21 protein-coding genes are annotated in these 24,426 nt (G+C 59.8%); 11 read left to right on the forward strand and 10 right to left on the reverse strand.

Going from position 1 to position 24,426, the window contains the following annotated elements; translation table 11 throughout:
- Window positions 1–150 precede the first annotated feature (150 nt).
- From ACQ4OE_RS00700 to ACQ4OE_RS00710, 3 genes are all read left to right on the forward strand, one after another.
- The gene (locus ACQ4OE_RS00700; RefSeq protein WP_430945322.1) at window positions 151–2,085 is read left to right on the forward strand and encodes a RecQ family ATP-dependent DNA helicase; all 1,935 of its coding nucleotides are present in this window, start codon (window positions 151–153) and stop codon (window positions 2,083–2,085) included.
- A gap of 140 nt (window positions 2,086–2,225) precedes the next feature.
- Window positions 2,226–3,452: a 3-hydroxyacyl-CoA dehydrogenase NAD-binding domain-containing protein gene (locus ACQ4OE_RS00705; RefSeq protein ID WP_430945323.1), complete on the forward strand. Its 1,227-nt coding sequence runs from the start codon at window positions 2,226–2,228 to the stop codon at window positions 3,450–3,452.
- A 145-nt stretch (window positions 3,453–3,597) separates the two neighbouring features.
- Entirely contained in the window at window positions 3,598–4,029 is a 432-nt protein-coding gene (locus tag ACQ4OE_RS00710; protein WP_430945324.1) for an acyl-CoA thioesterase, read from the forward strand.
- Window positions 4,030–4,082: 53 nt separating this feature from the next.
- On the opposite strand, the gene ACQ4OE_RS00715 is transcribed toward ACQ4OE_RS00710, so the two are convergent.
- The 4 genes from ACQ4OE_RS00715 to ACQ4OE_RS00730 form a co-directional block, all read right to left on the reverse strand.
- A complete protein-coding gene (locus ACQ4OE_RS00715; RefSeq protein ID WP_430945325.1) occupies window positions 4,083–4,565 on the reverse strand; it encodes a glycine zipper domain-containing protein in 483 nt (160 codons plus the stop codon).
- 290 nt (window positions 4,566–4,855) lie between these two features.
- Window positions 4,856–7,204 carry an FdhF/YdeP family oxidoreductase gene (locus tag ACQ4OE_RS00720; protein WP_430945326.1) on the reverse strand — a complete coding sequence of 783 codons (2,349 nt, stop codon included), beginning with the start codon at window positions 7,202–7,204 and terminating at the stop codon, window positions 4,856–4,858.
- The gene (fdhD, locus tag ACQ4OE_RS00725; protein WP_430945327.1) at window positions 7,201–8,040 is read right to left on the reverse strand and encodes a formate dehydrogenase accessory sulfurtransferase FdhD; all 840 of its coding nucleotides are present in this window, start codon (window positions 8,038–8,040) and stop codon (window positions 7,201–7,203) included. The genes ACQ4OE_RS00720 and fdhD overlap by 4 nt, the downstream gene beginning before the upstream one ends.
- A gap of 92 nt (window positions 8,041–8,132) precedes the next feature.
- Window positions 8,133–9,020: a LysR family transcriptional regulator gene (locus ACQ4OE_RS00730; RefSeq protein WP_430945328.1), complete on the reverse strand. Its 888-nt coding sequence runs from the start codon at window positions 9,018–9,020 to the stop codon at window positions 8,133–8,135.
- 135 nt (window positions 9,021–9,155) lie between these two features.
- Between ACQ4OE_RS00730 and lysM the strand changes: the two genes are divergently transcribed.
- Window positions 9,156–9,596: a peptidoglycan-binding protein LysM gene (gene lysM / locus ACQ4OE_RS00735; protein ID WP_122594014.1), complete on the forward strand. Its 441-nt coding sequence runs from the start codon at window positions 9,156–9,158 to the stop codon at window positions 9,594–9,596.
- A 110-nt stretch (window positions 9,597–9,706) separates the two neighbouring features.
- On the opposite strand, the gene yrfG is transcribed toward lysM, so the two are convergent.
- Window positions 9,707–10,369 (reverse strand): GMP/IMP nucleotidase, encoded by a 663-nt coding sequence (yrfG, locus tag ACQ4OE_RS00740; RefSeq protein WP_430945329.1) that lies wholly within the window; start codon window positions 10,367–10,369, stop codon window positions 9,707–9,709.
- A gap of 88 nt (window positions 10,370–10,457) precedes the next feature.
- On the opposite strand from yrfG, the gene nudE reads away from it, so the two are divergent.
- Together nudE and cysQ are read left to right on the forward strand one after the other, a co-directional pair.
- Window positions 10,458–11,024, forward strand: coding sequence for an ADP compounds hydrolase NudE (gene nudE / locus ACQ4OE_RS00745; RefSeq protein ID WP_122594012.1), 567 nt, complete (start codon window positions 10,458–10,460; stop codon window positions 11,022–11,024).
- 11 nt (window positions 11,025–11,035) lie between these two features.
- On the forward strand, window positions 11,036–11,863 hold the full coding sequence (gene cysQ, locus ACQ4OE_RS00750; protein ID WP_122594011.1) for a 3'(2'),5'-bisphosphate nucleotidase CysQ: 828 nt from the start codon (window positions 11,036–11,038) through the stop codon (window positions 11,861–11,863).
- Window positions 11,864–11,900: 37 nt separating this feature from the next.
- On the opposite strand, the gene ACQ4OE_RS00755 is transcribed toward cysQ, so the two are convergent.
- The 5 genes from ACQ4OE_RS00755 to ACQ4OE_RS00775 all read right to left on the reverse strand — a co-directional run bounded on the left by ACQ4OE_RS00755 (window position 11,901) and on the right by ACQ4OE_RS00775 (window position 16,771).
- Window positions 11,901–12,356 (reverse strand): YiiD C-terminal domain-containing protein, encoded by a 456-nt coding sequence (locus ACQ4OE_RS00755; protein WP_430945330.1) that lies wholly within the window; start codon window positions 12,354–12,356, stop codon window positions 11,901–11,903.
- Complete coding sequence (locus ACQ4OE_RS00760; RefSeq protein ID WP_122594009.1) at window positions 12,353–13,738, reverse strand: sigma-54-dependent transcriptional regulator; 1,386 nt, start codon at window positions 13,736–13,738, stop codon at window positions 12,353–12,355. The genes ACQ4OE_RS00755 and ACQ4OE_RS00760 overlap by 4 nt, the downstream gene beginning before the upstream one ends.
- Window positions 13,735–15,543 (reverse strand): ATP-binding protein, encoded by a 1,809-nt coding sequence (locus tag ACQ4OE_RS00765; RefSeq protein ID WP_122594008.1) that lies wholly within the window; start codon window positions 15,541–15,543, stop codon window positions 13,735–13,737. Before ACQ4OE_RS00765 ends, ACQ4OE_RS00760 begins: the two co-directional genes overlap by 4 nt.
- Window positions 15,544–15,585: 42 nt before the next feature.
- On the reverse strand, window positions 15,586–16,131 hold the full coding sequence (rfbC, locus tag ACQ4OE_RS00770) for a dTDP-4-dehydrorhamnose 3,5-epimerase (protein WP_430945331.1): 546 nt from the start codon (window positions 16,129–16,131) through the stop codon (window positions 15,586–15,588).
- 82 nt (window positions 16,132–16,213) lie between these two features.
- The gene (locus ACQ4OE_RS00775) at window positions 16,214–16,771 is read right to left on the reverse strand and encodes a DUF3916 domain-containing protein (protein ID WP_430945332.1); all 558 of its coding nucleotides are present in this window, start codon (window positions 16,769–16,771) and stop codon (window positions 16,214–16,216) included.
- A gap of 182 nt (window positions 16,772–16,953) precedes the next feature.
- Here ACQ4OE_RS00775 and ACQ4OE_RS00780 point away from each other — a divergent pair, with 182 nt between their 5' ends.
- The 5 genes from ACQ4OE_RS00780 (at window position 16,954) to ACQ4OE_RS00800 (ending at window position 24,366) form a co-directional block, all read left to right on the forward strand.
- A complete protein-coding gene (locus tag ACQ4OE_RS00780; protein WP_430945333.1) occupies window positions 16,954–19,866 on the forward strand; it encodes an aminotransferase in 2,913 nt (970 codons plus the stop codon).
- A 256-nt stretch (window positions 19,867–20,122) separates the two neighbouring features.
- Window positions 20,123–21,229, forward strand: a complete 1,107-nt coding sequence (aguA, locus tag ACQ4OE_RS00785) for an agmatine deiminase (protein WP_430945335.1) — start codon at window positions 20,123–20,125, stop codon at window positions 21,227–21,229.
- 246 nt (window positions 21,230–21,475) lie between these two features.
- Window positions 21,476–21,688 carry a hypothetical protein gene (locus ACQ4OE_RS00790; protein ID WP_007952633.1) on the forward strand — a complete coding sequence of 71 codons (213 nt, stop codon included), beginning with the start codon at window positions 21,476–21,478 and terminating at the stop codon, window positions 21,686–21,688.
- A 413-nt stretch (window positions 21,689–22,101) separates the two neighbouring features.
- Window positions 22,102–23,388, forward strand: a complete 1,287-nt coding sequence (locus ACQ4OE_RS00795) for an OprD family porin (protein WP_122594004.1) — start codon at window positions 22,102–22,104, stop codon at window positions 23,386–23,388.
- A gap of 231 nt (window positions 23,389–23,619) precedes the next feature.
- Entirely contained in the window at window positions 23,620–24,366 is a 747-nt protein-coding gene (locus ACQ4OE_RS00800) for a 2OG-Fe dioxygenase family protein (protein ID WP_008080516.1), read from the forward strand.
- Window positions 24,367–24,426 lie beyond the last annotated feature (60 nt).

A 24,426-nucleotide genomic window follows, 5' to 3' on the forward strand; every position in this document is an offset into this window, starting at 1 on the left:
CTTCGCGAGCAGGCTCGCTCCCACAGAGTCCCCCGGTGTTCGTGGCATCCGCTGTATCATTCCGAATCGATTTGGCCCCGACCTTTTCTCGACTCGCTGCGATCGCCCGCTAGGCTGTTGGCATGGCAGCGGTCAAAGGAGTGACAGCGAATGCACAACACCCTGGAACAGGTTTTTGGTTATCCACAGTTTCGTCCCGGACAAGAGGCCGCGATCAGCGCGGTGCTGGCCGGCCGCTCGGCAGCGGCGATTTTTCCCACCGGATCCGGCAAGTCCCTTTGCTATCAACTCTCGGCGCTGATGTTGCCGCACCTGACGCTGGTGGTTTCACCGTTGCTGGCGTTGATGCAGGATCAACTGGCGTTCCTGCAACGCCACGGAATTTCGGCGGGCAGCATCGATTCGGCGCAGAGTCGCGAAGATGCCAATGACGTGATGGCCCGTGCCCGCTCGGGCGAACTGAAAATCCTGATGATCTCCGTGGAGCGGTTGAAGAACGAGCGCTTCCGCAATTTTTTGCAGCAAGTGCCGATCTCGTTGCTGGTGGTGGACGAGGCGCACTGTATCTCGGAGTGGGGTCATAATTTCCGCCCCGACTACCTCAAGCTGCCGGACTATCAGCGTCAGTTCAACATCCCGCAGGCCTTGCTGCTGACGGCCACGGCGACGCCGAAAGTCATCGCTGACATGCAGGCCAAATTCGGCATTGCCCCTGAGGATGTGGTCACTACCGGGTTCTATCGACCCAACCTCAATCTGCTGGTGGAACCGGTGCGCGGTCAGGACAAGCGTCGGCGTCTGGTGGAGTGGATGAGCGAACGTCCGGGCCAGCCCAGCATCGTCTACGTGACCTTGCAGAAAACCGCTGAACACATTGCCGAACACCTCGAGCGCAACGGTATTCAGGCCGAGGCGTATCACGCCGGTTTGCCCCACGATAAGCGCGAGGCCATCCAGAAACGCTTCATGGCCGGGCAGTCCAATTGCATCGTCGCGACCATCGCGTTCGGCATGGGCATCGACAAGAGTGACATCCGCAATGTGGTGCACTTCGACCTGCCCAAATCCATCGAAAACTACAGCCAGGAAATCGGCCGCGCCGGACGTGACGGGCAGCCGTCGGATTGTCTGGTGCTGGCCAATCGCGACAGCCTCAACGTGCTGGAAAACTTCGTCTACGGCGACACGCCGGAACGAGAAGGCATTCGCCATGTGCTCGACGAATTGAAGGCCTCGGTGCCGGAAGGGCAGTGGGAGTTTTTGCTTGGGCCGCTGGCGGATCACAGCAACATCCGTTCGTTGCCGCTGAAGACGTTGCTGGTGCAACTGGAGCTGCGCGGTTTGATCGCACCGCGCTATGCCTATTACGCCGAGTACCGCTTCAAATACCTGCTGGAGCCTGAGGCACTGCTTGCGCGATTCGAGGGCGAGCGCAGGGATTTTGTCGCGGCGATCATCCAGACCTCAAGCCGCGCACGCACCTGGGCCACGGTGAATTTCGACGCGATGTACGCGCAATATTCAGCGGAGCGCAACCGGGTGGTGACGGCGCTGGATTACTTTCAGGAGAACGGCTGGGTCGAGCTTGAAAGCAAGCAGATGACCGAGGTCTACAGTCTGTTGCACAGCGATTTTGACAGCGACGTGTTGAGTGGTGAGCTGCACGATTACTTCACTCGACATGAACAGACTGAGGTTGCGCGGATTCACGCGATGCTTGAGGTGTTCGCCACCGAGCGTTGCCTGGGTTATCGATTGGCCGAGTACTTCGGTGACCACGATGCGCCCGAGCGTTGCGGGCATTGTTCGGTGTGTCACGGCAATGTCGCACGATTGCCGGCGCCGCCGGAATTGCCGGCGCTTGTGGATAAAAACTTTGCGGCGTTGTGCGGTGATTTTATCCACAGGCATGAGCAACACACCGGCAGTGTTCCGACCGCAGAGCGACTGACGCGGTTCTTGTGCGGGATCAGCGTGCCACTGTTTACCAAACTCAAGGCGCGGGGGATTTCCGGGTATGCGGCGCTGGAGGAATATCCTTACGCCGAGGTGCGCCGCTGGGCTGACGATCACTTGCTCGACTGAACACAAAAGCCAGGTGGGAGGGGTTATTACAAGGGTGCATCCATCCGCTGAATGTCGATCATCACGGTAATAAACTTCAAAAATCATGGTGGGCTGACTATGGTTGGGGTCTGTCTTCGGATCGCCAACAAGAGAACAACATGAGCCAGACATCCTTCGATATTCAGCAGGCTGCCGTGATCGGCGCGGGCACCATGGGCCGTGGCATTGTCATGTGTCTGGCCAATGCCGGCGTGGCAGTGCAGTGGGTCGACAATAATCCACAGATGCTTGAGCAGGCGCTCGCCAGCGTCGCCGACACTTATGCACACAATGTGCGTCAGGGGCGGATTGATCAGGTCGAGGCCGATGCGCGCATTGCCCGAGTCAGCGCAGCGGCGGACTACGCGCCCATTCGCAATGTCGATCTGGTGATCGAGGCGGTGTACGAAAACCTTGAGCTCAAGCAGAAAATCTTCCGTGAACTGGATGGCTTGTTGAAGCCTGAGGCACTGCTGGCGAGTAACACTTCGGCGCTGGATATCGATGCAATCGCTGCGGCGACCAAGCGCCCGACTCAGGTGCTCGGCCTGCATTTCTTCAGCCCGGCGCACATCATGAAACTGCTGGAAATTGTCAGAGGGGCACAGACTTCCCCGGCCGCGCTGGAGGCGGCGCTGGCGCTGGGCAAGCGCATGGGCAAGGTCAGCGTCGTCTCGGGCAACTGCCACGGTTTTATCGGCAACCGCATGTTGCATCCCTATGTGCTGGAGGCGCGCAAGATGCTCCTCGAAGGCGCTTATCCCCAGCAGGTCGACGCCGCGCTGCAAGGTTTCGGTTTTGCCATGGGGCCGTTTCGCATGTACGACGTGGTCGGCATCGATCTGGAATGGCGTGCGCGTGAACTGGCCGGCAAGGGTCAGGACGCGCCAGAGGTTCAAGTGGATAACCGCTTGTGCGAGCTCGGCCGCTTTGGGCAGAAATCAGGTGACGGCTATTACCATTACGAGCCGGGCAGTCGTCAGGCAGAGCACGATCCTGAAGTCGATGCGCTGGTATGGCAGGTCAGCGAGGGCTTGGGCTTCCAGCGCCGAGAGATCGGCCCGGAGGAGATCCTCGAGCGCTGCTTGCTGGCACTGGTGAACGAAGGCGCGAAGATTCTTCAGGAAGGCATCGCCGAGTCGGCGCATGACATCGACCTGGTGTATCTGAACGGCTATGGCTTCCCGGCGGACAAGGGCGGGCCGATGGCTTGGGCGGATCAGCAAGGGCTGGCGGATATTCATCAGCGCTTGCTGGCGCTGGAGACGCGGCAGGGCGATCAGTGGAAACCGGCGCGGTTGATTGGTGAGTTGGCGGCGCAGGGGCAGGGGTTTGCAGATCACTGAGTCATACGGTGCATGAAACATCGCTTTCGCGAGCAGGCTCGCTCCCACATTGGATCTCGGCTTCCTGTGGGAGCGAGCCTGCTCGCGAATGGGGCACCACGATTTTCAATTAGACTTGCAACACTATTTCCAGGGATGCTGATTGATGTCCAACCCGATGCCACAACGCACCGACTACCCGCACTTCCAGCCCATCACCACGCGCTGGCACGACAACGACGCCTACGGTCACGTCAACAACGTCACCTATTACAGCTTCTTCGACACCGCGGTGAACACTTACCTGATTCAGGTCGGTGGACTGGATATCCATGACGGCGAGGTAGTGGGGTTTGTGGTCAGTTCGGCGTGTGATTATTTCGCCTCGATCGCCTTCCCGGATCTGATCGAGATCGGGCTGCGGGTCGGCAAACTGGGCAACAGTTCGGTGCAGTACGAACTGGCGGTGTTCAAGGTCGGCGAAAGCGAGGCCTGCGCCGCCGGGCGATTCGTGCATGTGTTCGTCGATCGGGCGAGTAATCAACCGGTGTCGATCCCTGCCGAACTGCGGCAGGCCCTGGAATACCTGGTGGTGTAACAGGCAAAAAAAATCGCAGCCCTCGGGCTGCGATTTTCGTTCAAGCACTCACCTTAGTGATGGCGATTGTACTTGTGATGCTTGCGGTGGCCATAGGCATGGCCGCGACCACGGTGGTCGTCGCGGTAGTAGCGACGGTTGTCACGGCCGCGATCATAACGACGATCATCGTCATCGCTCTTGTTGCCCATGTAGTTGCCCAGCGCGCCACCGGCGCCGCCACCTGCTGCGGAGCCGATCAGGCTGCCGGTAGTGCCGCCCATGCTGCGGCCAACCACGTTACCGCCGGCTGCGCCCAACGCACCACCGATGGCGGCTTCGCCACGGCTGCGTTTGTCGGCGCCGACTGCGCTACCACCCGCGCCGCCCAGGGCTGCGCCAATGGTTGAACCTGTGCTGCCGCCTAAGGACTGACCGACGACCGAGCCAAGAACCCCGCCCAATGCGCCGCCCACACCTGCTTCGGTGGTGCCGCCTGCGCAAGCTAAACCACTGACCAGGCCAAGGGACAACAAGAGAATCGAGGAGAACTTCATAGAGGAGCCTCAAAGGGATGACGGCGCCGATCCTGAGGCTGTGTAACAAGCGTGACAATCAAAATCCGACGAATAACACGACTTGTATACAATTTCGCAAGTTACTGTTTTGTATGTGGAACTTAACCGATTTTCGCCGGTCTTTAGCTACTTCGGACAGGCCGCTTTTGTGAAAAAGCGGCCTTCTTTGTGGGCGTTTGAAAGGCAAAAACGAAAAGATCGCAGCCTTCGGCAGCTCCTACACCGATCTCTGTAGGAGCTGCCGAAGGCTGCGATCTTTTGATCTTGTGTTAAGCCGACTTGGCCATGATCAACCCAGTCTCACTCGCCGCTTCCAGCCGAATCGCAATGAATTTCGACGTCGGCGTATGGCTGCCATCTCCGGTGCTCTCCAGCGGCACCAACGGATTCACTTCCGGATAGTAAGCGGCTGCCTGCCCCGCCGGAATATCAAACGCCAACAAAGTGAAGCCCTTCACCCGACGCTCGCGACCATCGTCCCACAGCGAAACGATGTCAGCCTTTTGCCCCGGTCGGAAGCCCAGGCGAATGATGTCGGCCTCGTTAACGAACAACACATCACGCTGGCCTTTCACGCCGCGATAACGGTCGTCGAGACCATAAATCGTGGTGTTGTACTGATCGTGGGAGCGCATCGATTGCAGGATCAGATCCGGCAGTTGCCCGGTGGCGCGGGTGCGTTCGTGCACCAGATCTTTCGGCAGCATATTCGCGCGGAAATTGGCGCGGCCCGACGGCGTGTTCCACTTGCGCGCGCCGGCGCTGTTGCCGAGGTAGAAACCGCCCGGGTTTTTGATCTTTTCGTTGAATTCTTTGAAGTTGGGAATGGTGTCGGCGATCAGCTCGCGGATGCGCCCGTAATCGGCCACCAGCCAGTTCCAGTCCACCGGTTTGCTGCCCAGGGTCGCGGCAGCGATGCCGGCGATGATCGACGGCTCCGAGCGCATCTGGTTCGACAGCGGCTGCAACTGACCGTTGGAGGCGTGAACCATGCTGAACGAGTCTTCCACGGTGACCGCTTGCGGGCCTTCGGCCTGGATGTCGATGTCGGTTCGACCGAGGCACGGCAGGATCAGCGCGTCTTTGCCGTGAGCCAAATGGCTGCGGTTGAGTTTGGTGCTGATCTGCACGGTGAGGTCGCAATTGCTCAGCGCTTCGAACGTGCGCGGGCTGTCCGGGGTTGCTTGCGCAAAGTTACCGCCCAGGCCGATGAAGACTTTGGCGCGCCCTTCGGCCATCGCGTGGATCGCCTCGACCACGTTGTGGCCGTTGTGGCGTGGCACCTTGAACTGGAAGCGACGTTCCAGCGAGTCGAGGAACGCCACTGGCGGACGCTCGTTGATGCCCATCGTGCGATCGCCTTGCACATTACTGTGGCCGCGCACCGGGCACAGACCGGCACCCGGTTTGCCGATGTTGCCGCGCAGCAGCATCAGGTTGGCGATTTCCTGGATGGTCGGCACCGAATGGCGATGCTGGGTGATGCCCATCGCCCAGCACATGATCACGTTCTTGCCTTTGGCGTACATGCGCGCGGCTTGCTCGATCTCGACCAGAGTCAGGCCGGACTGCTCAACGATTTGCTCCCACGGCGTGTCATCGACGACACCGAGGTACTCCAGCACGTTGACACTATGCGCATTGAGGAAGTCGTGATCGAACACGGCAGGTTCGCCAGCCTTCTGCGCATCCCGTTCCCACTGCAGGAGGAACTTGGCCATGCCGCGCAGCACCGCCATGTCGCCGCCGAGTGCCGGGCGGAAGTACGCGGTGTTGGTCGGCTTGTCGCCGTTGGTGAGCATTTCGATCGGGTGTTGCGGGTGCTGGAAGCGTTCCAGACCGCGCTCTTTCAGCGGGTTGATGCACACCACTTGCGCGCCACGCTTCACCGCTTCACGCAACGGTTCGAGCATGCGCGGGTGGTTGGTGCCCGGGTTCTGGCCCCAGACGAAAATCGCATCGGCGTGCTCGAAATCGTCGAAGGTCACGGTGCCTTTGCCGACACCGACGCTTTGCGCCAACGCCACACCGCTGGCCTCGTGGCACATGTTCGAGCAATCCGGGAAGTTGTTGGTGCCGTAGGCACGCACGAACAGCTGATACAAATAAGCCGCTTCGTTGCTGGCGCGACCCGAGGTGTAGAACTCGGCCAGATCCGGGCTCGGCAGACTCTGCAGGTGTTTGGCAATCAGCGCGTAGGCGTCGTCCCAACTGATCGGTTTGTAGCGATCGGTCTCGGCGTCGTAAACCATTGGTTCGGTCAGACGGCCTTGGTATTCGAGCCAGTAGTCGCTCTGCTCCAGCAGCGAAGTGACGCTGTGTTTGGCGAAGAACTTGGCGTCCACGCGACGCTTGGTCGCTTCCCAGTTCACCGCTTTCGCGCCGTTCTCGCAGAACTTGACCATGCCGCTTTCCGGCGAATCGCCCCAGGCGCAACCCGGGCAGTCGAAGCCGCCGTTCTGGTTGGTCTTGAGCATCATGCGCAGGTTTTTCAGGGCGTTGTCGCTGGTCAACCAGGCCTGAGCCACGCTGATCAGGGCACCCCAGCCGCCGGCAGCGCCTTTATACGGCTTGTAGCGCGGGACAGGTTTCTGGTCGGCTTGATGATGTTGGCTCACGCTTGATTCTCCATCGCGGGGCTGTACACCCGCGGCGCACTTTTCTGCGGCAGGTGGATGAGATTGAGGTTGTGTCGGCGGGCCCATTGCACGGCAAGGCCCGTGGGCGCGGACAGGCTGACCAGGGTCTGGATGCCGGCACGCAAAACTTTCTGGATCAATTCCAGGCTGCAACGGCTGGTGACAATCGCCAGTCCGCCTTCTGTGGATATCTTCTGGCGGATCAGCCCGCCGATCAGTTTGTCGAGGGCGTTGTGCCGGCCAATGTCTTCACGGCCGAGCAGCAATTCGCCGCTGGAGTTCATGAACACCGCCGCATGCACTGCACCGCAATGCTGACCCAAAGGCTGAAACGCGCCGATGCGCTGACGCAAACCGTCGAGCGATTCAATCGGTGGCAACGGCGCACCCGCCAACACTTTGAGATCGGGCAGCGCCTGCTCGACCGCTTCAACCCCGCACAATCCGCAACCGCTGGTGCCCGCCAGTTGCCGGCGCTGCTGCTTGAGGTTCCAGAAGGCGCGATTGGCTATGGTCACTTGCGCGTATTGCGCAGACCCGGTGCCGGTCAATTGCAGGTCATAGATGTCGGTGGCGTCCTCGATAATGCCGCTGCCGAGGCTGAAGCCGACGATGAAATCTTCGAGGTCGGTCGGCGTCACCAGCATCACGGCCTGACTGATGCCGTTGTAGGCAATCGCCAACGCGACTTCCTCGGCCAGCGCGGTGCTGGCCGACTCCTCGCGGGGCAGGTCGCTGTAACTGTATCTCTGGCTGGCGGCAGGCGCGGGCGTTTCGAGTGCTGGCGCCGCGCAGGCTGGGCGCTTGGCGTTCATGGCATCACCGACGGTTTGATCAACGTTAAGACTAGGCGCGGCAAGTTGTCGCGTCTAATCGCTAGTGTCGATCTATCGATAGATGCCGTCGATCAAGGTGTTGCTGGCGATTGTTGATAGAGCGCGAAACAGGCCTCGGCCAGCGCCGAACGCGGGGCGCCGCGGCGCATGATCAGGCCCAGCGGGGCAAGGGTCTGGGCGTTTTCGATAGGCTGCAGGCGCAGGTGATCGGTAAGTTTTTCCAGGCCACCGTCGAGCGGCATGATCGCGCAGCAAAAACCGCCGTGCACCGCTTGTAACAATTGATGGACGGCATCGGTTTGCAGCAATGCTTGCGGGGTCAGGCCACGGCTGTGGAAGTTGTGGTCGATGGACTGGCGAAAATGCATGCCGCTGGTGAGCATGCCCAGTGGCAGTTCGATCAGCGATTCCCAGCTCAACGGCGTTTCACCGAAGGTGAAGGTGCGCTGGTCATACAGTAAGCCCATGCGGGTTTCATTGAAGGCGAGGGACTCGAAGCGCTCGTTGTCCAGACGATCCAGATAAGACACGCCAATATCGATGCGATTATTCGCCAGGTGTTCGAGGATTTGCTCGGAGCTGAGTGCCGACATCTCGAAACGCAGGTTCGGGTGCGCAGCGTGCAGACGTTGCATCAATGGCAGCGGATCGAAGCTCGACAGCGGCACCACGCCGATTCGCAACGTGCCGATGAGGTTACCGCGACAGGCCGCCGCTTCCGCGTGCAAACCGTCATAAGCCGCCATCACCGAACGTGCCCACGCCAGCACGCGTTCGCCCGGGGCGGTGAAACCTTCAAAGCGCTGGCCGCGATTGACCAGCGGCAGGTCAAGTTCTTCTTCGAGATTGCGCAAGCGCATCGACAGCGTTGGTTGGGTGATATGGCAGCGCGCCGCGGCCTGGCCGAAGTGACGGGTTTCATCGAGGGCGATGAGGAATTTCAGCTGCTTGATGTCCATCTTCGCTCCAGGGTTTGGCGGGGTAGGGGATTCTAGCGCGTGCGCGGCGTTAGGGTCATTGGTCGGCTTGGAACCGGGTTTGTCCGGGGTGGTCTAGGCTTGGACGTCTGGAACCCAAATCAAGGAGTGTGCGCTATGAGTCTTTTGAGCTTTGTGAAAGAAGCCGGTGAGAAGCTGATCGATCTGCTGACCCCGGGCAACGCCAATGCCAGTGAGCAGTTGAAGGAACACATCAGCAAGGTTGGCCTGGGTAACCCGAATGTGCAGGCGACGGTGGACGGTGACAAGGTCACAGTGACCGGTGAAGTGGCGAGCCAGGAAGAGAAAGAGAAGATTCTGCTGGCGGTGGGCAACATTGAAGGCGTGGGCAGCGTTGATGATCAGATCACCGTGAGCGGGCCCGTCGTGGCCGCCGCGCGTTTTGTGGTGGTTAAAAAAGGCGACACCCTCAGCGCGATTTCCCTCGCTGTGTATGGCAATGCCAACCAGTACAACAAGATCTTCGAGGCCAACAAACCGCTCCTCAAAGACGTGAACAAAATCTACCCAGGCCAGACCCTGCGTATTCCTGAGTAACACCTGAAACCGCTTTCGTCGGAACGCCCCTTCGCGAGCAGGCTCGCTCCCACATTTGGAATGCGATCCAATGTGGGAGCGAGCCTGCTCGCGAATGGGCCAACCCGATATCAAAGCCCTGAAATCAGATCGCGATAATCCTCAACCGCTGCAAACTCAGCCGTGTCCTTTGGCCCCTTGCGGCTGTCCGGCTCCTTAACCGCCAGTAAATGCGCGACGCCGAAATCCCGTGCACTGCGCAGAATTGGCAAGGTGTCATCGATAAACAGGCTGCGCGCCGGATCAAAATCGATGTCCGCCTGCAGCGCATCCCAGAATTGCGGGTTTTCCTTGGGGAAACCGTAATCGTGGGAGCTGATCAGCCGTTCGAAATACGGCGCCAGTTCGATCCGCTCCAGCTTCAACGACAGTGAATCACGATGGGCATTGGTGATCATGATCACCCGTTTGCCAGCCCGTTTGATCGCCTCCAGAAACGTATCGGCATCCGGGCGCAGGGCGATCAGATGAGCGGTTTCCTGTTTCAATTCGCGCACCGACAGCTTCAGTTCGGCACTCCAGAAATCCAGGCAATACCACTGCAACTGGCCGGCGTGACGTTCGAACAAGGGCTGCAACTCCATCTCGGCCATGGCCCGGCTGACGCCGTGCAGTTCGGCATAACGCTGGGGCAGATGTTCCAGCCAGAAATGGTTGTCGAAATGCAGATCCAGCAGCGTGCCGTCCATGTCCAGCAGAACGGTATCGATGTCGGACCACGGTAATGAAGGCATGGCAACGTCTCGAACGGTAGAAAGATATCCAACATAAACAATCGGGAAAGCCGCGTTATAGTAGCGCGTTCACGCCAAGGAGCTTTGCATGCGCCAGAAACCCACCGTACTTGCCCGCGAAATCGTCGCCACCAGTCGTCTGTTCTGCGTCGAGGAACTCAAATTGCGTTTCTCCAATGGCGTGGAGCGCACTTACGAGCGCTTGGTCGGCAAGGGTGCCGGATACGGCGCGGTGATGATCGTGGCGATGCTCGACAGCGAGCACGCGGTGCTGGTCGAGGAATACTGCGGCGGCACTGACCAATATGAATTGTCCTTGCCCAAAGGCTTGATCGAGCCGGGCGAGGATGTATTGGCGGCGGCTGAGCGCGAACTCAAGGAAGAAGCCGGTTTCGGTGCCCGACAACTGGAACATCTGACCGAGCTGTCGCTGTCACCCGGTTACATGAGTCAGAAGATTCAAGTGGTGCTGGCCACCGATCTGTACGAAGAGCAACTGGAGGGCGACGAGCCTGAGCCGATGCGGGTCGACAAGGTCAACCTGCGTGATCTGGCGGCGCTGGCGCAGAATCCGCAATTCTCCGAAGGGCGGGCGCTGGCGGCGCTTTACCTGACTCGAGACTTGCTGACGCAACGAGGATTCTTTGAGTCATGAATGAGATCTCGATGAAGTTTCCCCATCCGTTGATGGCACCGGTGGTCGAGTTGGCCTTGCAGGCGGGTGACGCGATTTTGCCGTTCTGGCGTGCAGGCGTGGAAGTCATGGCCAAGTCCGATGACTCGCCGGTAACCGCAGCGGATCTGGCCGCGCATCACTTGATCGTCGCCGGGCTGACCGCGCTCGATCCGAGCATTCCAATACTGTCCGAAGAAGACGCCAACATTGCGCAAAGCGTCCGCGCCGGTTGGCAGCGCTGGTGGCTGGTGGACCCGCTGGACGGCACCAAGGAGTTCATCAGCGGCAGTGAAGAATTTACCGTCAACATCGCGCTGATCGAAAACGGTCGGGTGGTGTTTGGTGTGGTGTCGATGCCGACCAACGGTCGTTACTACGTCGGCGGTGCCGGGCTTGGCGCATGGCGTTGTGACCAGGGCGGCACGCCGGTTTCGATTCAGGTGCGTGATGTGCCGGGGCCGGGTGAAGCATTCACCGTCGTCGCCAGTCGTCGCCACTCCAGTCCCGAGCAGGAGCGCTTGCTGGCCGGGTTGAGTGCGAGTCTGGGCGATCTGCAATTGGCGAATATCGGCAGCTCGCTGAAGTTCTGCCTGTTGGCCGAAGGGGCGGCGGATTGTTATCCGCGTCTGGCACCGACTTCGCAGTGGGACACGGCGGCGGCGCAGGGTGTGCTGGAAGGTGCGGGTGGCGAGGTGCTGGATCTGCGCGGTGAAGCGTTCTGCTATCCGGCGCGGGAATCGTTGCTCAATGAGTTCTTTCTGGCGTTGCCGGCGAAGGCGGCGTGGCGTTCCAGATTGCTGGAATTGGCCCGCTCTTGAGCTCGTGCCCACGCTCTGCGTGGGCACGATTATCCGGCTAGCGGTGCAAAACGTACTGCCCGGTAAACGTCACGGCATCATCGGCGCTGCCCTGATTGACGATCCGCGTGTGCAACGCCAATCGCGCCCGCCCATAACGCTGATACATCGCCAGAAACTTCTTCCACACCTTCGCATCAGGCGCCGGGCAAATCGCCGTGGCATCGCCGGTGACGGGCAATGGATAACTGATCTGCCCCTCCTGAATCACAATGTGCCCGTCCTCAATCCCTGCTTCTTTCAAACGCAAATGCAGCCAGCCCCAACCGGCCAGCACCGCGCCGCAGTAAAGGCTGCCGCCGAACATCGTGCTTTTGTGATTGACGTTAGGTTCGAGTGGCAAGTGCAGGCTTAGCTGCTGGTCATGCCAGTCGAGCACCTTGAGGCCCATGTCGCGGGTCAGCGGGATGTCGTGATGCAGGACCGATTCCAGATAGCGAGTGTCGCTGCTCATTCGTTTTCCTCGCCGTGGCTGCTGTCGCCGAAATTCAAGCCATGCTTGCGCAGTTTGTCGTGCAGGGTTTTGCGCGGAATGCCCAATGCTTCGGCGAGGCTGCGCACAGAGCTGTGCGAGCGCGCCAGCTCAGCGGCGATCAGCGACTTTTCGAAATGCTCGACTTGCTCGCTGAGCCCGCCGTTGATGACCTCGACAGCGGTACCCGCGCCGCCCTCGCCACCACTGTTGTCCAGCGCCAGTTCCAGGCCGAGGGCGAAACGCTCGGCGGCGTTCTGCAATTCACGGACATTGCCCGGCCAGGTGTGGCGCAGCAGCAGGGCGCGTTGGGCCGGTTGCAACTCGTGGGGCGGCAAACCGTGGCGGGCGCTGGCTTCGTCGGCGTAGTGCTGGAACAGCATCAGCGCATCTTCGCCGCGTTCGCGCAGCGGCGGGATGCGCAGCGGGGCCACGTTGAGGCGGTAATACAAGTCGGCGCGGAAACGGCCCTGATCGGCAGCCTGGCGCAGGTCTTCCTTGGTCGCGGCAATGACGCGGATGTCCAGCGGGATCAACTGATTGCCGCCCAGCCGTTCGACGACGCGCTCTTGCAGCATGCGCAGCAATTTCACCTGCACGTCCATGCTCATGCTTTCGATTTCATCGAGGAACAAGGTGCCGCCGTTGGCAAATTCAAACTTGCCGATCCGGCGTTTTTGCGCGCCGGTGAAGGCGCCGGGTTCGTGGCCGAACAGTTCGCTTTCCACCACCGATTCGGCCAGCGCGCCGGCGTTGATGGCGACGAAGGGGCCGTTACGGCGGCTCGACAGATCGTGCAGGGCGCGGGCGACCACTTCTTTACCGGCGCCGGTTTCGCCGAGGATCAGCACGTCAGCCTTGGTCGCTGCCAGTGCGCCGATCTGCTCGCGCAGGCGCAGCATCGGCGTCGAATGACCGACCAGACGCGCGCTCAGTTCGTTGCGGTCACTCAAGGCCAGACGCAGGCTGCGGTTATCCAGCACCAATCGACGCAGGGACAGTGCGCGGCGCACGCTGTCGAGCAGCGCGTCGCTGGCAAAAGGTTTTTCCAGAAAGTCATACGCCCCGGCGCGCATCGCTTGCACCGCCAACGGCACGTCGCCGTGACCGGTGATCAGCAGCACCGGCAGCTCGGGGTCTTGCGCGTGCAACTCGCTCAACAATTCGAGGCCATCCATGCCCGGCATCCGAATGTCGCTGACCACCACGCCGGGCCAGTCACGCTCCAGTTGCCCGGCCAGGCCCTTGGCTTCGGACAGCGGCAGGATTTTCAGACCGGCCAGATCCAGTGTCTGGCCCAGTGCCTGACGCAGGTGTGGATCGTCGTCGATCAACACCACCTGAATGCGATTGTCGATGGTCATGCACTTCGATCCTCGGACGGTTGCAGGCTGACTCCGGGCGCGCCCGCGCGCAGCCGCAGGGTGATCAAGGCGCCGCCTTGCTTGTGATTGGCAAATGACAATTCGCCACCGAAAGCGCGCATCAGTGTTTCACAGATGGCGAGCCCCAGACCAAGGCCTTGAGTACGGGTCTTGGTGGTGTAAAAAGGTTCGCTGGCGCGGCCGAGGGCTTCCATGCAGAAGCCCGGGCCGTTGTCGCGAATGTACAGATTGACGCCGTCCTCGGTGGATTCGGCACTCAGCCACAGTTTGCGCGGCGGGCCTTTTTCGGTGAGGGCATCCAGCGCGTTCGCCAGCAGATTACCGAGCACCTGACGCAAGCGGGTTTCCCCGGCCTCGACCCACAGCGTGGCGGCGGGCAGGTCGCGAATCAACTCGACCTCCATGCTGCGGCGCCGTTTGGCCAGCAGCGCCAGCGCATCGTCCAGCGCCGGTTGCAGGGCGACGCTTTCCGGGGCGTGGCGATCGCGGCGGGCGAAGGCGCGCAGGTGGGCGATGATCGAGGCCATGCGCCCGGTCAGTTCGCTGATCAGTTTGAGGTTGCCACGGGCATCATCGGTGCGTTGATGATCGAGCAGCACTTCGGCGTTTTCGGCGTAGCTGCGGATCGCCGCCAGCGGTTGATTGAGTTCGTGGCTGATGCTCGCCGACATCGTCCCCAGCGCCGACAGTTTGCCGGCCTGAACCAGATCGTCCTGGGCACGGACCAATTCCTGTTGCGCGGTTTCGCGCTCGAGCACTTCCTGCTTCAAACGGCGGTTCAGGCCTTCGAGGTCGCTGGTGCGCTCGGCGACACGTCCCTCCAGTTCCCGGCGCGCCTTGGCTTCGAAGGCGATGCGTTCCAGATAGTGGCGGCGGCGCTGCATCATCAGCCCGAGCAACAGCATGACCACTAACAACGTCGCGCCGCCGATGGCCACCACTGTGCGTACCGGACGATCGATCAGCGTGCGCGGTGCGAGGATGCTCACGCTCCAACCGGTCTCGGCAATGTCGTGGGTCTGGATCAGCCATGCCGTGGGGCTGAGGTTCAGGGGCCGTGGTTCGCGAGTTGGATAAGGCTGGATCGCGGTGATCGCGGAGCGCTCGGTGTCGCTCAAGTCACGGGTCGAGCGGAAGCGCCATTCCGGGCGCGAGGTGAGGATGACCACGCCGTTATGGTCGGTCACCAGCAGTTGCTCCGGGGTTTTGCCCCACAGGCTTTCGGTGTGGTCGAGATCGACTTTGATCACCAGCACGCCGACAATTTTTTCGCCATTGCGCACGGCAGCGGCGAAGAAGTAACCGCGTTTGGCGGACGTCGTACCGAGGCCGAAGAAGCGTCCGAGGCGCCCGGCCATGGCTTCGCTGAAATACGGGCGGAAGGAGAAATTACGGCCGACGAAGCTGTCGTGCTTGTCCCAGTTCGACGCCGCCAGGGTCTGGCCGTTGGTGTCCATCAAGTACATGACTTCGGCGCCGGTCTGCGCAGCAATATTCTTCAACAGGCGATTGGCATTGCCTTGAGTGACACCGTCGTCCGGTGCGCCGAGGACAGAGCGCAGGGCGGGCAGATCGCCGAGAATCTGTGGCAATACTTCGTAGCGATGCAGGGTGCCCAACAGGTTGGCGACGTAGAGGTCGAGGGTCTGGCGGTTCTGTCCGGCCAGTTCGCTGCGGTAATAGCGCTCGGCGAGATGTTCCAGCGGCCACAGCAGCGGCGCCAGACACAGCGCCAGCAGGGCGAGGCTGCGCCAGCGAGGTCTGCGGGGAAGGGTGGGTTTCATAAGCCGGATGCGCCTGAGGTGACAGGCGCATTATGCCCGGCCTCAAGCGAAGACGTCAGCGTCCTTGAGCAGCGCTGCGGCCTGATCCTTGGCGGACAGTTTCGGCGCCTCGTCCAGCTGCCAGTCGATGCCCAGAGCCGGGTCGTCCCAGCGAATGCTGCGCTCGGACGAAGGGTCGTAGTAATTGGTGGTTTTGTAGAGGAATTCAGCGAAGTCGCTCAGCACCACAAAACCATGGGCGAAACCTTCCGGGACCCACAACTGACGGTGATTGTCAGCAGAAAGACGCACGGCTACGGACTTGCCGAAATGCGGCGAGCTGCGGCGAATGTCCACGGCGACGTCGAGCACTTCGCCGACGGTCACGCGGACCAGCTTGCCCTGAGTGTTTTCCAGTTGGTAATGCAGACCACGCAGCACGCCTTTTTGGGAGCGCGAATGGTTGTCCTGCACGAATGTTGTGTCCAGGCCAGTCGCTTCCTGGAACGCCTTGGCGTTGAAACTCTCGTAGAAAAACCCGCGCTCGTCACCAAAAACCTTGGGTTCGATGATCAGAACACCGGGCAGATCGGTGGTGATTACATTCATGAGGATTTCCATAGACAGGTGTGAATGGGCGACATTCTTGCGCAAAGTGCTGATTAGCGCGAGTGCTGACCGTGGCGAGCAGTCAATCGACCTCGCCAAAGAACCATCTCTCTTCTTCATAGGTCTGGCCATCGCAGTCTTCAACTGTGTAGCGCAGGCCTCTTTCTTCCATGCCCGGCGGTAAAACGAGCCCCCATTCCTCGGCCAGGCTTCTACCCTGTTCGACGTATTGACTGTCAGCAGAGGGGATATGGCCGCGGTGATATTTCATGTCTGTATAGATACATATTTCGCTGGAAAACATGTTTGGCAGGAGGACGGCGGCAACCACGCGGCACTCGATGGCATGTTCTGGTCGGGACATACGTAAGTGCTGCGCTGCGCAGATCAATTGCTGCGCGCAGTGTCTTTTCAGATCCGCTGTCGCTTGCTTTCCTTCCACCATCGACATGTGAATCGGGATTTTCCAGTTGCTGTATTTTTCCTCTTCCGTGAGCGCCTCAGGAAAGTAACCTTCGAAGTCGGCGGCCCAAGCGTTTAGGGCGCGCAGGCGGCGAGGGATGTTGCGTATTTTTTTGTCGGTAAGGGCAAGGCGACGTTGAGACATTTTGCTGATGGCTTCCGTGCGGATAACGGTCAAGGGCCTCAGGTTGAACAACGAAGCGTTCAAACACAATCTGAAAATGCTGTAGGAAATGTTAATGCGAGTGCTGCTGGCGCAGTATTGCGCCCTTACTCAGATCGGTAGTCGATATAAGGGGGTTGCGTCTCGCCAGAAGCAATGGCGATATAGGCGCCTAATAAAATTTCAGGGGTCGTTTCATGCCGCTCGCCACGTTGATTCATCGCGCCAGTTTGCCCAGCCCGCAGGTGTCTGCGGAGCAGGCTCTGCAATGGCTGGCAGAACATTACGGGCTCAGCGGCACGTTGCAGGCGCTTGGCAGCCAGCAGGATCTCAATTACCGCGTCGACAGTGCGCGCGGACGGTTTGTGCTGAAAATCTGCCGTGGCGATTACGCACTGGTGGAGTTGCAGGCCCAGCACGCCGGGCTCAAGTACCTGGCGGAACATTCCCACGTGCCGGTGCCTCGGGTGATTTCGGCGAACAACGGGCAGGACCTGTTGACGCTGGAAACGGCAGGCGAAGCGGTGCATGTGCGTCTGCTCGATTACATCGAGGGCCAGCCACTGACCGATCTCGACCATTTGGGCCAAGCCGTGGTGGCCGGGTTTGGCCGGCTCTGCGGCGAGATGGACCTGGCACTGGCCGGTTTTGATCACCCGGGCCTTGAACGCACGTTGCAGTGGGATGCGCGCCATGCCAGTGCGCTGATCCAGCATTTGCTGCCGGTGATCAAGGATGAGCAGCAGCGGGCATTGATCGCCGATGCCGCCGAGCAAGCCGAGCGCCGTTTGCAACCGTTGCAGGACACGCTGCCGGTGCAGGCGATCCACATGGACATCACCGACGACAATGCTGTTTGGGCACGCGATGCTCACCGTCATTGGCAGTTGCAGGGCGTGATCGATTTCGGCGATCTGGTGCGCACCTGGCGCATCACCGATCTGTCGGTGACGTGCGCGGCGTTGTTACACCACGCGGGCGGCGACCCGTTTGTCATTCTGCCCGCCGTGCAGGCGTATCACGCGGTCAATCCGTTGCAGCACGAAGAGCTGCAGGCGCTGTGGCCATTGATCGTCGCGCGGGCTGCGGTGCTGGTGCTCAGCGGCGAGCAACAGGTCAGCATTGATCCGACAAATACCTACAGTCGTGACAACCTCAGCCACGAATGGGAAATCTTCCGCGTCGCGACGTCGGTGCCGTTGGCGCTGATGGAGGCGGCGATCCTGACGGCCGTCGGCCACACCTTGCCGGGGATCGACAGCGAACGGTTTGCACCCTTATTGCCGGGACTGGTCGGGCGCGAATTTGCGTTGATTGATCTTGGTGTTCTCAGTCCGCATTTCGAGGCCGGTAACTGGGAGCAGACCGGTATCGACCAGCGTCTGCTGAACGAAGCCGCTGCGGCGCATGGTTTGGCGGCGAGTCGTTATGGCCAGTACCGTTTGTCACGCACCCGCCCGGACAGCGCGATTGAACCGGACACCTTCCCGCTGCACGTTGAATTGCGCGTGCCGAATGGCACGGCGGTGGAATCGCCATTCGCTGGCGTCGTGCATCAAACAGCAGACGGTGGGTTGCGACTGGATGGCCCGCAGCTCAGCGTCCGCTTGTGGGGCGTAACGCCTGCGCTGCACAGCGGCGCGGCACTGGTCAAAGGTCAGGTGCTGGGCGTCGTCAGCGGTCCGTTGTTGGTGCAGTTGTGCAGAGGCGCCGCCCTGAATCCGCCGTTGTTCTGCACGCCTTCGCACGCTGCGGCATGGCAGGCGCTGTGCCCGTCGCCGGCGGCACTGCTGGGTCTGGCCTGCGATGCGGAACCGGAGCTGGACGGGAAAACCCTGCTGGAACGGCGCGACGCCAGTTTCGCCCGCACGCAAAAACACTATTACGTTGATCCGCCGCGCATTGAACGCGGCTGGCGCAATCATCTGATCGACATGCAGGGCCGCTCCTACCTCGACATGCTCAACAACGTTGCGGTGCTGGGTCACGGCCACCCGCGCATGGCGGCGGTCGCGGCGCGGCAGTGGTCGCTGCTCAACACCAACTCACGCTTCAACTACGCGGCAGTTGCCGAGTTCTCCGAGCGCTTGCTGGCGCTCGCACCGGAGGGCATGGATCGGGTGTTCCTGGTCAATAGCGGCAGCGAAGCCAATGACCTCGCCATCCGTTTGGCCTGGGCCTACAGCGGCGGGCGCGACATGCTCAGCGTGCTTGAGGCATATCACGGCTGGACCGTCGGCGCTGATGCGGTATCGACCTCGATCGCCGATAACCCGAAAGCCCTGGAAAGCCGTCCGGACTGGGTGCATCCGGTGATCGCGCCGAATACCTATCGCGGTGAGTTCCGTGGCCTCGATTCGGCGGCGGATTATGTGCGCAGTGTTGAGCATCAGTTGCAGAAACTCGCCGAGCAGAAACGCCAATTGGCCGGATTTATTTGCGAGCCGGTGTACGGCAATGCCGGCGGTATCTCGCTGCCGCCGGGGTATCTCAAGCAGGTCTATGCATTGGTGCGCGCGCAGGGCGGGGTGTGCATCGCCGATGAAGTACAGGTCGGTTATGGGCGTATGGGCCACTTTTTCTGGGGTTTCGAAGATCAAGGCGTGGTGCCGGACATCATCACCATGGCCAAAGGCATGGGCAACGGCCAGCCACTGGGCGCGGTGATCACCCGGAGGGAAATTGCCGAAGCGCTGGAAGCCGAGGGCTACTTCTTCTCCTCGGCGGGCGGCAGTCCGGTGAGCTGCCAGATCGGCATGGCCGTGCTGGATGTCATGGAAGAAGAAAAGCTCTGGGAGAACGCGCAGGTCGTCGGCGGTCACTTCAAGGCGCGGCTCGAAGCGCTGATCGATAAACATCCGCTGGTGGGCGCGGTGCATGGTTCCGGGTTCTATCTTGGGCTTGAATTGATCCGCAACCGCGAGACACTTGAGCCAGCAACCGAGGAGACCGCGCTGCTGTGTGATCGCTTGCGCGAACTGGGGATTTTCATGCAGCCGACCGGCGATGACCTGAACATCCTCAAGATCAAACCGCCGATGGTGACGTCGCGGCGCAGTGTGGATTTCTTTGTCGATATGCTTGATCGGGTGCTTGAAGAGGGTCTCTAGTCATCCGCCTAACCCCTGTGGGAGCGAGCCTGCTCGCGAAAGCGTCGGTTCAGTCAGCACCTTCGTTGAATGAGCAACCACTTCGCGAGCAGGCTCGCTCCCACCTTTGAGTTCGTGCAGTAGGTCGATTTGTATCGGGTTTAATCAAGAATTTTTAGACGGAATACATCTTCTACGATTTTAAATACGATATTTATCGGTTATAAAGTCGCCATCGCTTTGAAAGCCTTCGACGGTTCCCAGGAGTCCAGATCCCATGACCACTTTGAAAAGTACCCCGCGCGCTGACGGTTTCTACATGCCGGCCGAGTGGGCGCCGCAGACGCAGACCTGGATGATCTGGCCCGAGCGTCCGGACAACTGGCGTCTGGGTGGCAAACCGGCGCAAGCCGCCCATGCTGCCGTGGCCAAAGCCATCTCCCGTTTCGAACCGGTGACCGTTGCGGTATCCGCCGGCCAGTACGAAAACGCCCGTGCGCGTCTCGACGTGCCGAATATCCGTGTGGTCGAGATGTCCAGCGATGACGCTTGGGTACGCGACAGCGGCCCGACCTTCGTCATCAACAACAGCGGCGAAGTACGCGGTGTGAACTGGGATTTCAACGCCTGGGGCGGCTTCGATGGTGGTCTGTACGCGCCGTGGAATCGTGACTCGCAGGTCGGCGGCAAGATCCTCGAGATCGAGCGCAGCTCGCGTTATCGCACCGAAGGTTTTGTGCTCGAAGGCGGGTCGATTCACGTCGACGGCGAAGGCACGCTGATCACCACCGAAGAGTGCCTGCTGAACCGCAATCGCAACCCGCATCTGAGCCGCGAAGAAATCGAAGCGGTGCTCAGCGCCAATCTGGCTGTGGATAAGATCATCTGGCTGCCGGACGGCTTGTTCAATGACGAAACCGACGGCCATGTGGATAACTTCTGCTGCTACGTGCGACCGGGAGAAGTATTGCTGGCTTGGACTGACGATCCGCAGGATCCGAACTACCCACGCTGCCAAGCCGCGATGAACGTGCTGCAAAACAGCACCGACGCCAAGGGCCGCCCTTTTACGGTGCACAAGATGCCGATTCCGGGCCCGCTGTACGCGACCGAAGAAGAGTGCGCCGGTGTCGATCCGGTGGACGGCACGCAGGAGCGCAATCCATCCGTGCGCCTGGCCGGTTCCTACGTGAACTTCCTGATCGTCAACGGCGGCATCATCGCGCCGAGCTTCAACGATCCGATGGACGCGCCAGCGAAAGAGATTCTGCAAAACCTGTTCCCGCAGCACGAAGTGGTGATGGTGCCGGGCCGCGAACTGTTACTGGGTGGCGGCAATATTCACTGCCTTACCCAACAGCAACCCGCGCCGCACAAAGAGTGAGTTGAGTCGTAACAGCTTGAGTTGATTCATAAATCGACCGGGCAATGATTAGCTCGCTATGTACGTGAACAAGCCCGCCGCCCGAAAGGACGGCGGGCTTCTTTGTATCCACTCATCGACAATTGAGAAATATTGGCATAGCTCTTGTATTCATCCCCGGTGCACTAGGGAGGGAGGAGAACTTCAACAGTTCTGTCATAAACCTTGGATAACGTAGCCGCTCACGAACGGGGAGAGAGCGCTGAAATGAACGCCGAAGTGAACGTAATCAGCGAGCGGACTTTGCATCCCATGGCCGTCAACAGCGAATCGCTCCAGATTGTTGCGCACTGGTTGAAATCCAATGGAACGCGTCAGATCAGGGAACCTGATCCGCGCCGGATGATGATCGAGCGTTATCCCGCTGGCTTGTTCAGCGAGGCCGAACTGGAAGCGTTGTGGGATGTGATGGAAGGATAGGAATTACAACAGGGATTGGTCAAAGCGCTGCCGGGATGGCGGCGCTTTTTTATGCACGACACAAAAACATTGCGGGCATTGAACACTTGGATGATGCCGTGTTGGTGGACGCATCAGAGCCTACGAATTCACTGGAAGCGCGCATTTCCGTGCAAGGAGTCAGCGCAAAATTTACGTTTCTTAGACTTTTTTTACCTATTTAAAGACGATTCTTGAAATTGACACATAGTTCAGGGCGCGGCTACGATTCGGCCCAACGCCTGTGGCCAACCGCCATGACTCAAAAAAAATGAAAGGGCTCGCCAGGGTTTGGCTTTGGCGGGCCATTTTATTTCGGGGTGAAAAGAAGAGTGCAAAAGCGCCGTTTCAGCCGTTCGACACAGCGCGTTTCAACCCGTAATAAGGAAAACAAAATGTTGAACAAGCGGATCAGTCTGATCGCATTGGGGATGTTGAGTGCCACTCAGGCTATGGCTAACGACCAAGCCGAAGCCAAGGGTTTTGTTGAAGACAGCAGCCTCAAAGTGCTGCTGCGCAATGCCTACATCAATCGTGACTACAAAGACGGCAACGCCGACAAATCCGAGTGGGGCCAAGCGGCCATCGGTACGTTCTCGTCCGGTTTCACCCAGGGCACCGTCGGTGTCGGCGTCGACGCCTTCGGCCTGTACGCACTGAACCTGGAGCGCAGCGAAGATCGCAGCGGTGCTGGCGGTATCGACTTCTTCAAGCGCGGTGACAGCGGCAAGCCAGCCAACGACCTGTCCAAGGGCGGCGCGGCGGTCAAGTTCCGTCTGTCCAGCACCACGCTGACCTACGGTGACCAAATGCCGGCCCTGCCGGTGCTGAACTACGACAACTCGCGTCTGTTGCCGGAAAGCTACACCGGTACTTTGATCACTTCCAAAGAGATCAAAGGCCTGGAGCTGAACGCCGGTCGTTTCACCGCCGAATCGCGCAAGAGCGCTGAAGGCCGTGACAGCGGTGGTCTGAAGTCGATCAACGTGTTGGGCGGTAGCTACCAGTTCACCGAACAGTTCAAGGGCGCGCTTTACGCTTCCGATGTTGAAGACGTGTTGAAAAAGCAATACGTGAACGCCAACTACGTGCTGCCGATCAACAAGGATCAGTCCCTGACCCTGGACTTCAACGGCTACCGCACCAAGCTGGACAACTCCTATGTCCGCGAAAACGGTATCACCGGCGACGACAACAAAATCTGGAGCCTGGCAGCGACGTTCGCCACTGGCCCGCACTCGTTCACCGTGGCGCACCAGCGCTCCACCGGCGACAGCAACCTGGGCTACGCCTACGGCGGCTACCAGAAAGAACAGGGTCGTGTCGGCGACGGGGGCAACACCATCTACCTGGCCAACTCCTACTGGTCCGACTTCAACGCTGAAGATGAACGCAGCTGGCAGCTGGGCTACGGCCTGGACTTCGGCGCATTCGGCGTACCGGGTCTGAGCTACAACTTCGCTTACGTGCGTGGCGATAACATCACCACCTCCACCAGCGAAGGCGGCACCGAGCGCGAAATCTTCAACCAGTTCAAATACGTCGTGCAATCTGGCCCGGCTAAAGATCTGAGCGTGAAACTGCGTAGCTCGATCCTGCGTGTTTCGCAGAAATCCAGCGAGTACAACGTCAGCGGTAACGAACTGCGCGTATTCGTGGATTACCCGATCAACATCTTCTGATGATCGATCAAGTGTAAGAAGCGTGAGAAAAGCCCCGACTGGTTCGGGGTTTTTTTCGACGGTTTTTCGATGGAAACCAGAAAAAACCCGTGTTTTTGTCATGTAAAAGTTGTTTTCAAGTCGCTTCAAACACCGTTTCAAGCAGGGCTTTAAATGCCTGAAATTCTTTCTCATGGACGCAAATTCTCCACCTAATAGATTAGGCCGCTCAATGCAGCGGAGAATTTGGTAATGATCGTTTTGAACAGAGAAGTGGGCGAATCGCTACGGCGCGACAAATATGTCAACGTCCAGGGTGGTGACTTCAATCTCTACGGTCATTTCGCCGACTTCGTCAGACTGACCAAAAGTTGGGAAAACATGGAGCCTGACAGTTACTACGGTCAGGCCGAAGCCGGCATGCGTTATCGTCGTTACAGCGACTTCGAGTACAACCCGAAAACTCGCGAGCTGACGCAACTTGAGCATCGCGCGTACGTGCAATCCAAAGAAAACAACGCCTATGTGGGCGGCCTGGTGCGGCACTTCCAGGACTTCTCCGATGAAGTGATTTCGTCGCCAGTGATGCGCAGCCTGATCGACACCGATTTCGAAGTGTACAAAAGTGTGTTGCCTGAAGAGTTGCACGATGAAATCTGGCAATGCCAGATCCATCAGATCCGTATCGAGATCAAACCCGGCAAACAACTGGAAATTACCCCGGAAGGCATTCACTGCGACGGCTATCCGTTCAGCGGTGTGCACTTCTGGGGCCGCAACAACGTTGAGGGAGCGGAGAGTCGTCTGTACGACATCCACGAGCATCAACTGGCGTCGACCACTTACGAAGAAATTCTCGACACCACCTACTTCCTCGATCGCGACATGCGCCACTACGTGACCCCGGCGCGCAACAGCCACACCCATGCCATGGCGTACCGGCAGATTCTGGCGATTTCCTTCTCGCGGCCCGGGACCGCTTTCGACATTGTTCGCTAATCAGATCACCCCAATCGACGGCGTCGAGTGCTCGACGCCGGTGGTGCTGAGACGCGCCAC

The sequence above is a fragment of the Pseudomonas sp. WC2 genome (assembly GCF_050586545.1).
Classification (GTDB): domain Bacteria; phylum Pseudomonadota; class Gammaproteobacteria; order Pseudomonadales; family Pseudomonadaceae; genus Aquipseudomonas.

Bases quoted from the DNA above. Each gene is read 5' to 3' on its own strand.
- ACQ4OE_RS00760 (WP_122594009.1), bottom strand. From the start codon at position 13,738: ATGACCATCGACAATCGCATTCAGGTGGTGTTGATCGACGACGATCCA.
- lysM (WP_122594014.1), top strand. From the start codon at position 9,156: ATGAGTCTTTTGAGCTTTGTGAAAGAAGCCGGTGAGAAGCTGATCGAT.
- ACQ4OE_RS00755 (WP_430945330.1), bottom strand. From the start codon at position 12,356: ATGAGCAGCGACACTCGCTATCTGGAATCGGTCCTGCATCACGACATC.
- ACQ4OE_RS00715 (WP_430945325.1), bottom strand. From the start codon at position 4,565: ATGAAGTTCTCCTCGATTCTCTTGTTGTCCCTTGGCCTGGTCAGTGGT.
- nudE (WP_122594012.1), top strand. From the start codon at position 10,458: ATGCGCCAGAAACCCACCGTACTTGCCCGCGAAATCGTCGCCACCAGT.
- fdhD (WP_430945327.1), bottom strand. From the start codon at position 8,040: ATGAACGCCAAGCGCCCAGCCTGCGCGGCGCCAGCACTCGAAACGCCC.
- ACQ4OE_RS00710 (WP_430945324.1), top strand. From the start codon at position 3,598: ATGTCCAACCCGATGCCACAACGCACCGACTACCCGCACTTCCAGCCC.
- rfbC (WP_430945331.1), bottom strand. From the start codon at position 16,131: ATGAATGTAATCACCACCGATCTGCCCGGTGTTCTGATCATCGAACCC.
- ACQ4OE_RS00780 (WP_430945333.1), top strand. From the start codon at position 16,954: ATGCCGCTCGCCACGTTGATTCATCGCGCCAGTTTGCCCAGCCCGCAG.
- ACQ4OE_RS00705 (WP_430945323.1), top strand. From the start codon at position 2,226: ATGAGCCAGACATCCTTCGATATTCAGCAGGCTGCCGTGATCGGCGCG.
- ACQ4OE_RS00800 (WP_008080516.1), top strand. From the start codon at position 23,620: ATGATCGTTTTGAACAGAGAAGTGGGCGAATCGCTACGGCGCGACAAA.
- aguA (WP_430945335.1), top strand. From the start codon at position 20,123: ATGACCACTTTGAAAAGTACCCCGCGCGCTGACGGTTTCTACATGCCG.
- ACQ4OE_RS00700 (WP_430945322.1), top strand. From the start codon at position 151: ATGCACAACACCCTGGAACAGGTTTTTGGTTATCCACAGTTTCGTCCC.
- ACQ4OE_RS00795 (WP_122594004.1), top strand. From the start codon at position 22,102: ATGTTGAACAAGCGGATCAGTCTGATCGCATTGGGGATGTTGAGTGCC.
- cysQ (WP_122594011.1), top strand. From the start codon at position 11,036: ATGAAGTTTCCCCATCCGTTGATGGCACCGGTGGTCGAGTTGGCCTTG.
- ACQ4OE_RS00765 (WP_122594008.1), bottom strand. From the start codon at position 15,543: ATGAAACCCACCCTTCCCCGCAGACCTCGCTGGCGCAGCCTCGCCCTG.
- ACQ4OE_RS00790 (WP_007952633.1), top strand. From the start codon at position 21,476: ATGAACGCCGAAGTGAACGTAATCAGCGAGCGGACTTTGCATCCCATG.
- yrfG (WP_430945329.1), bottom strand. From the start codon at position 10,369: ATGCCTTCATTACCGTGGTCCGACATCGATACCGTTCTGCTGGACATG.
- ACQ4OE_RS00730 (WP_430945328.1), bottom strand. From the start codon at position 9,020: ATGGACATCAAGCAGCTGAAATTCCTCATCGCCCTCGATGAAACCCGT.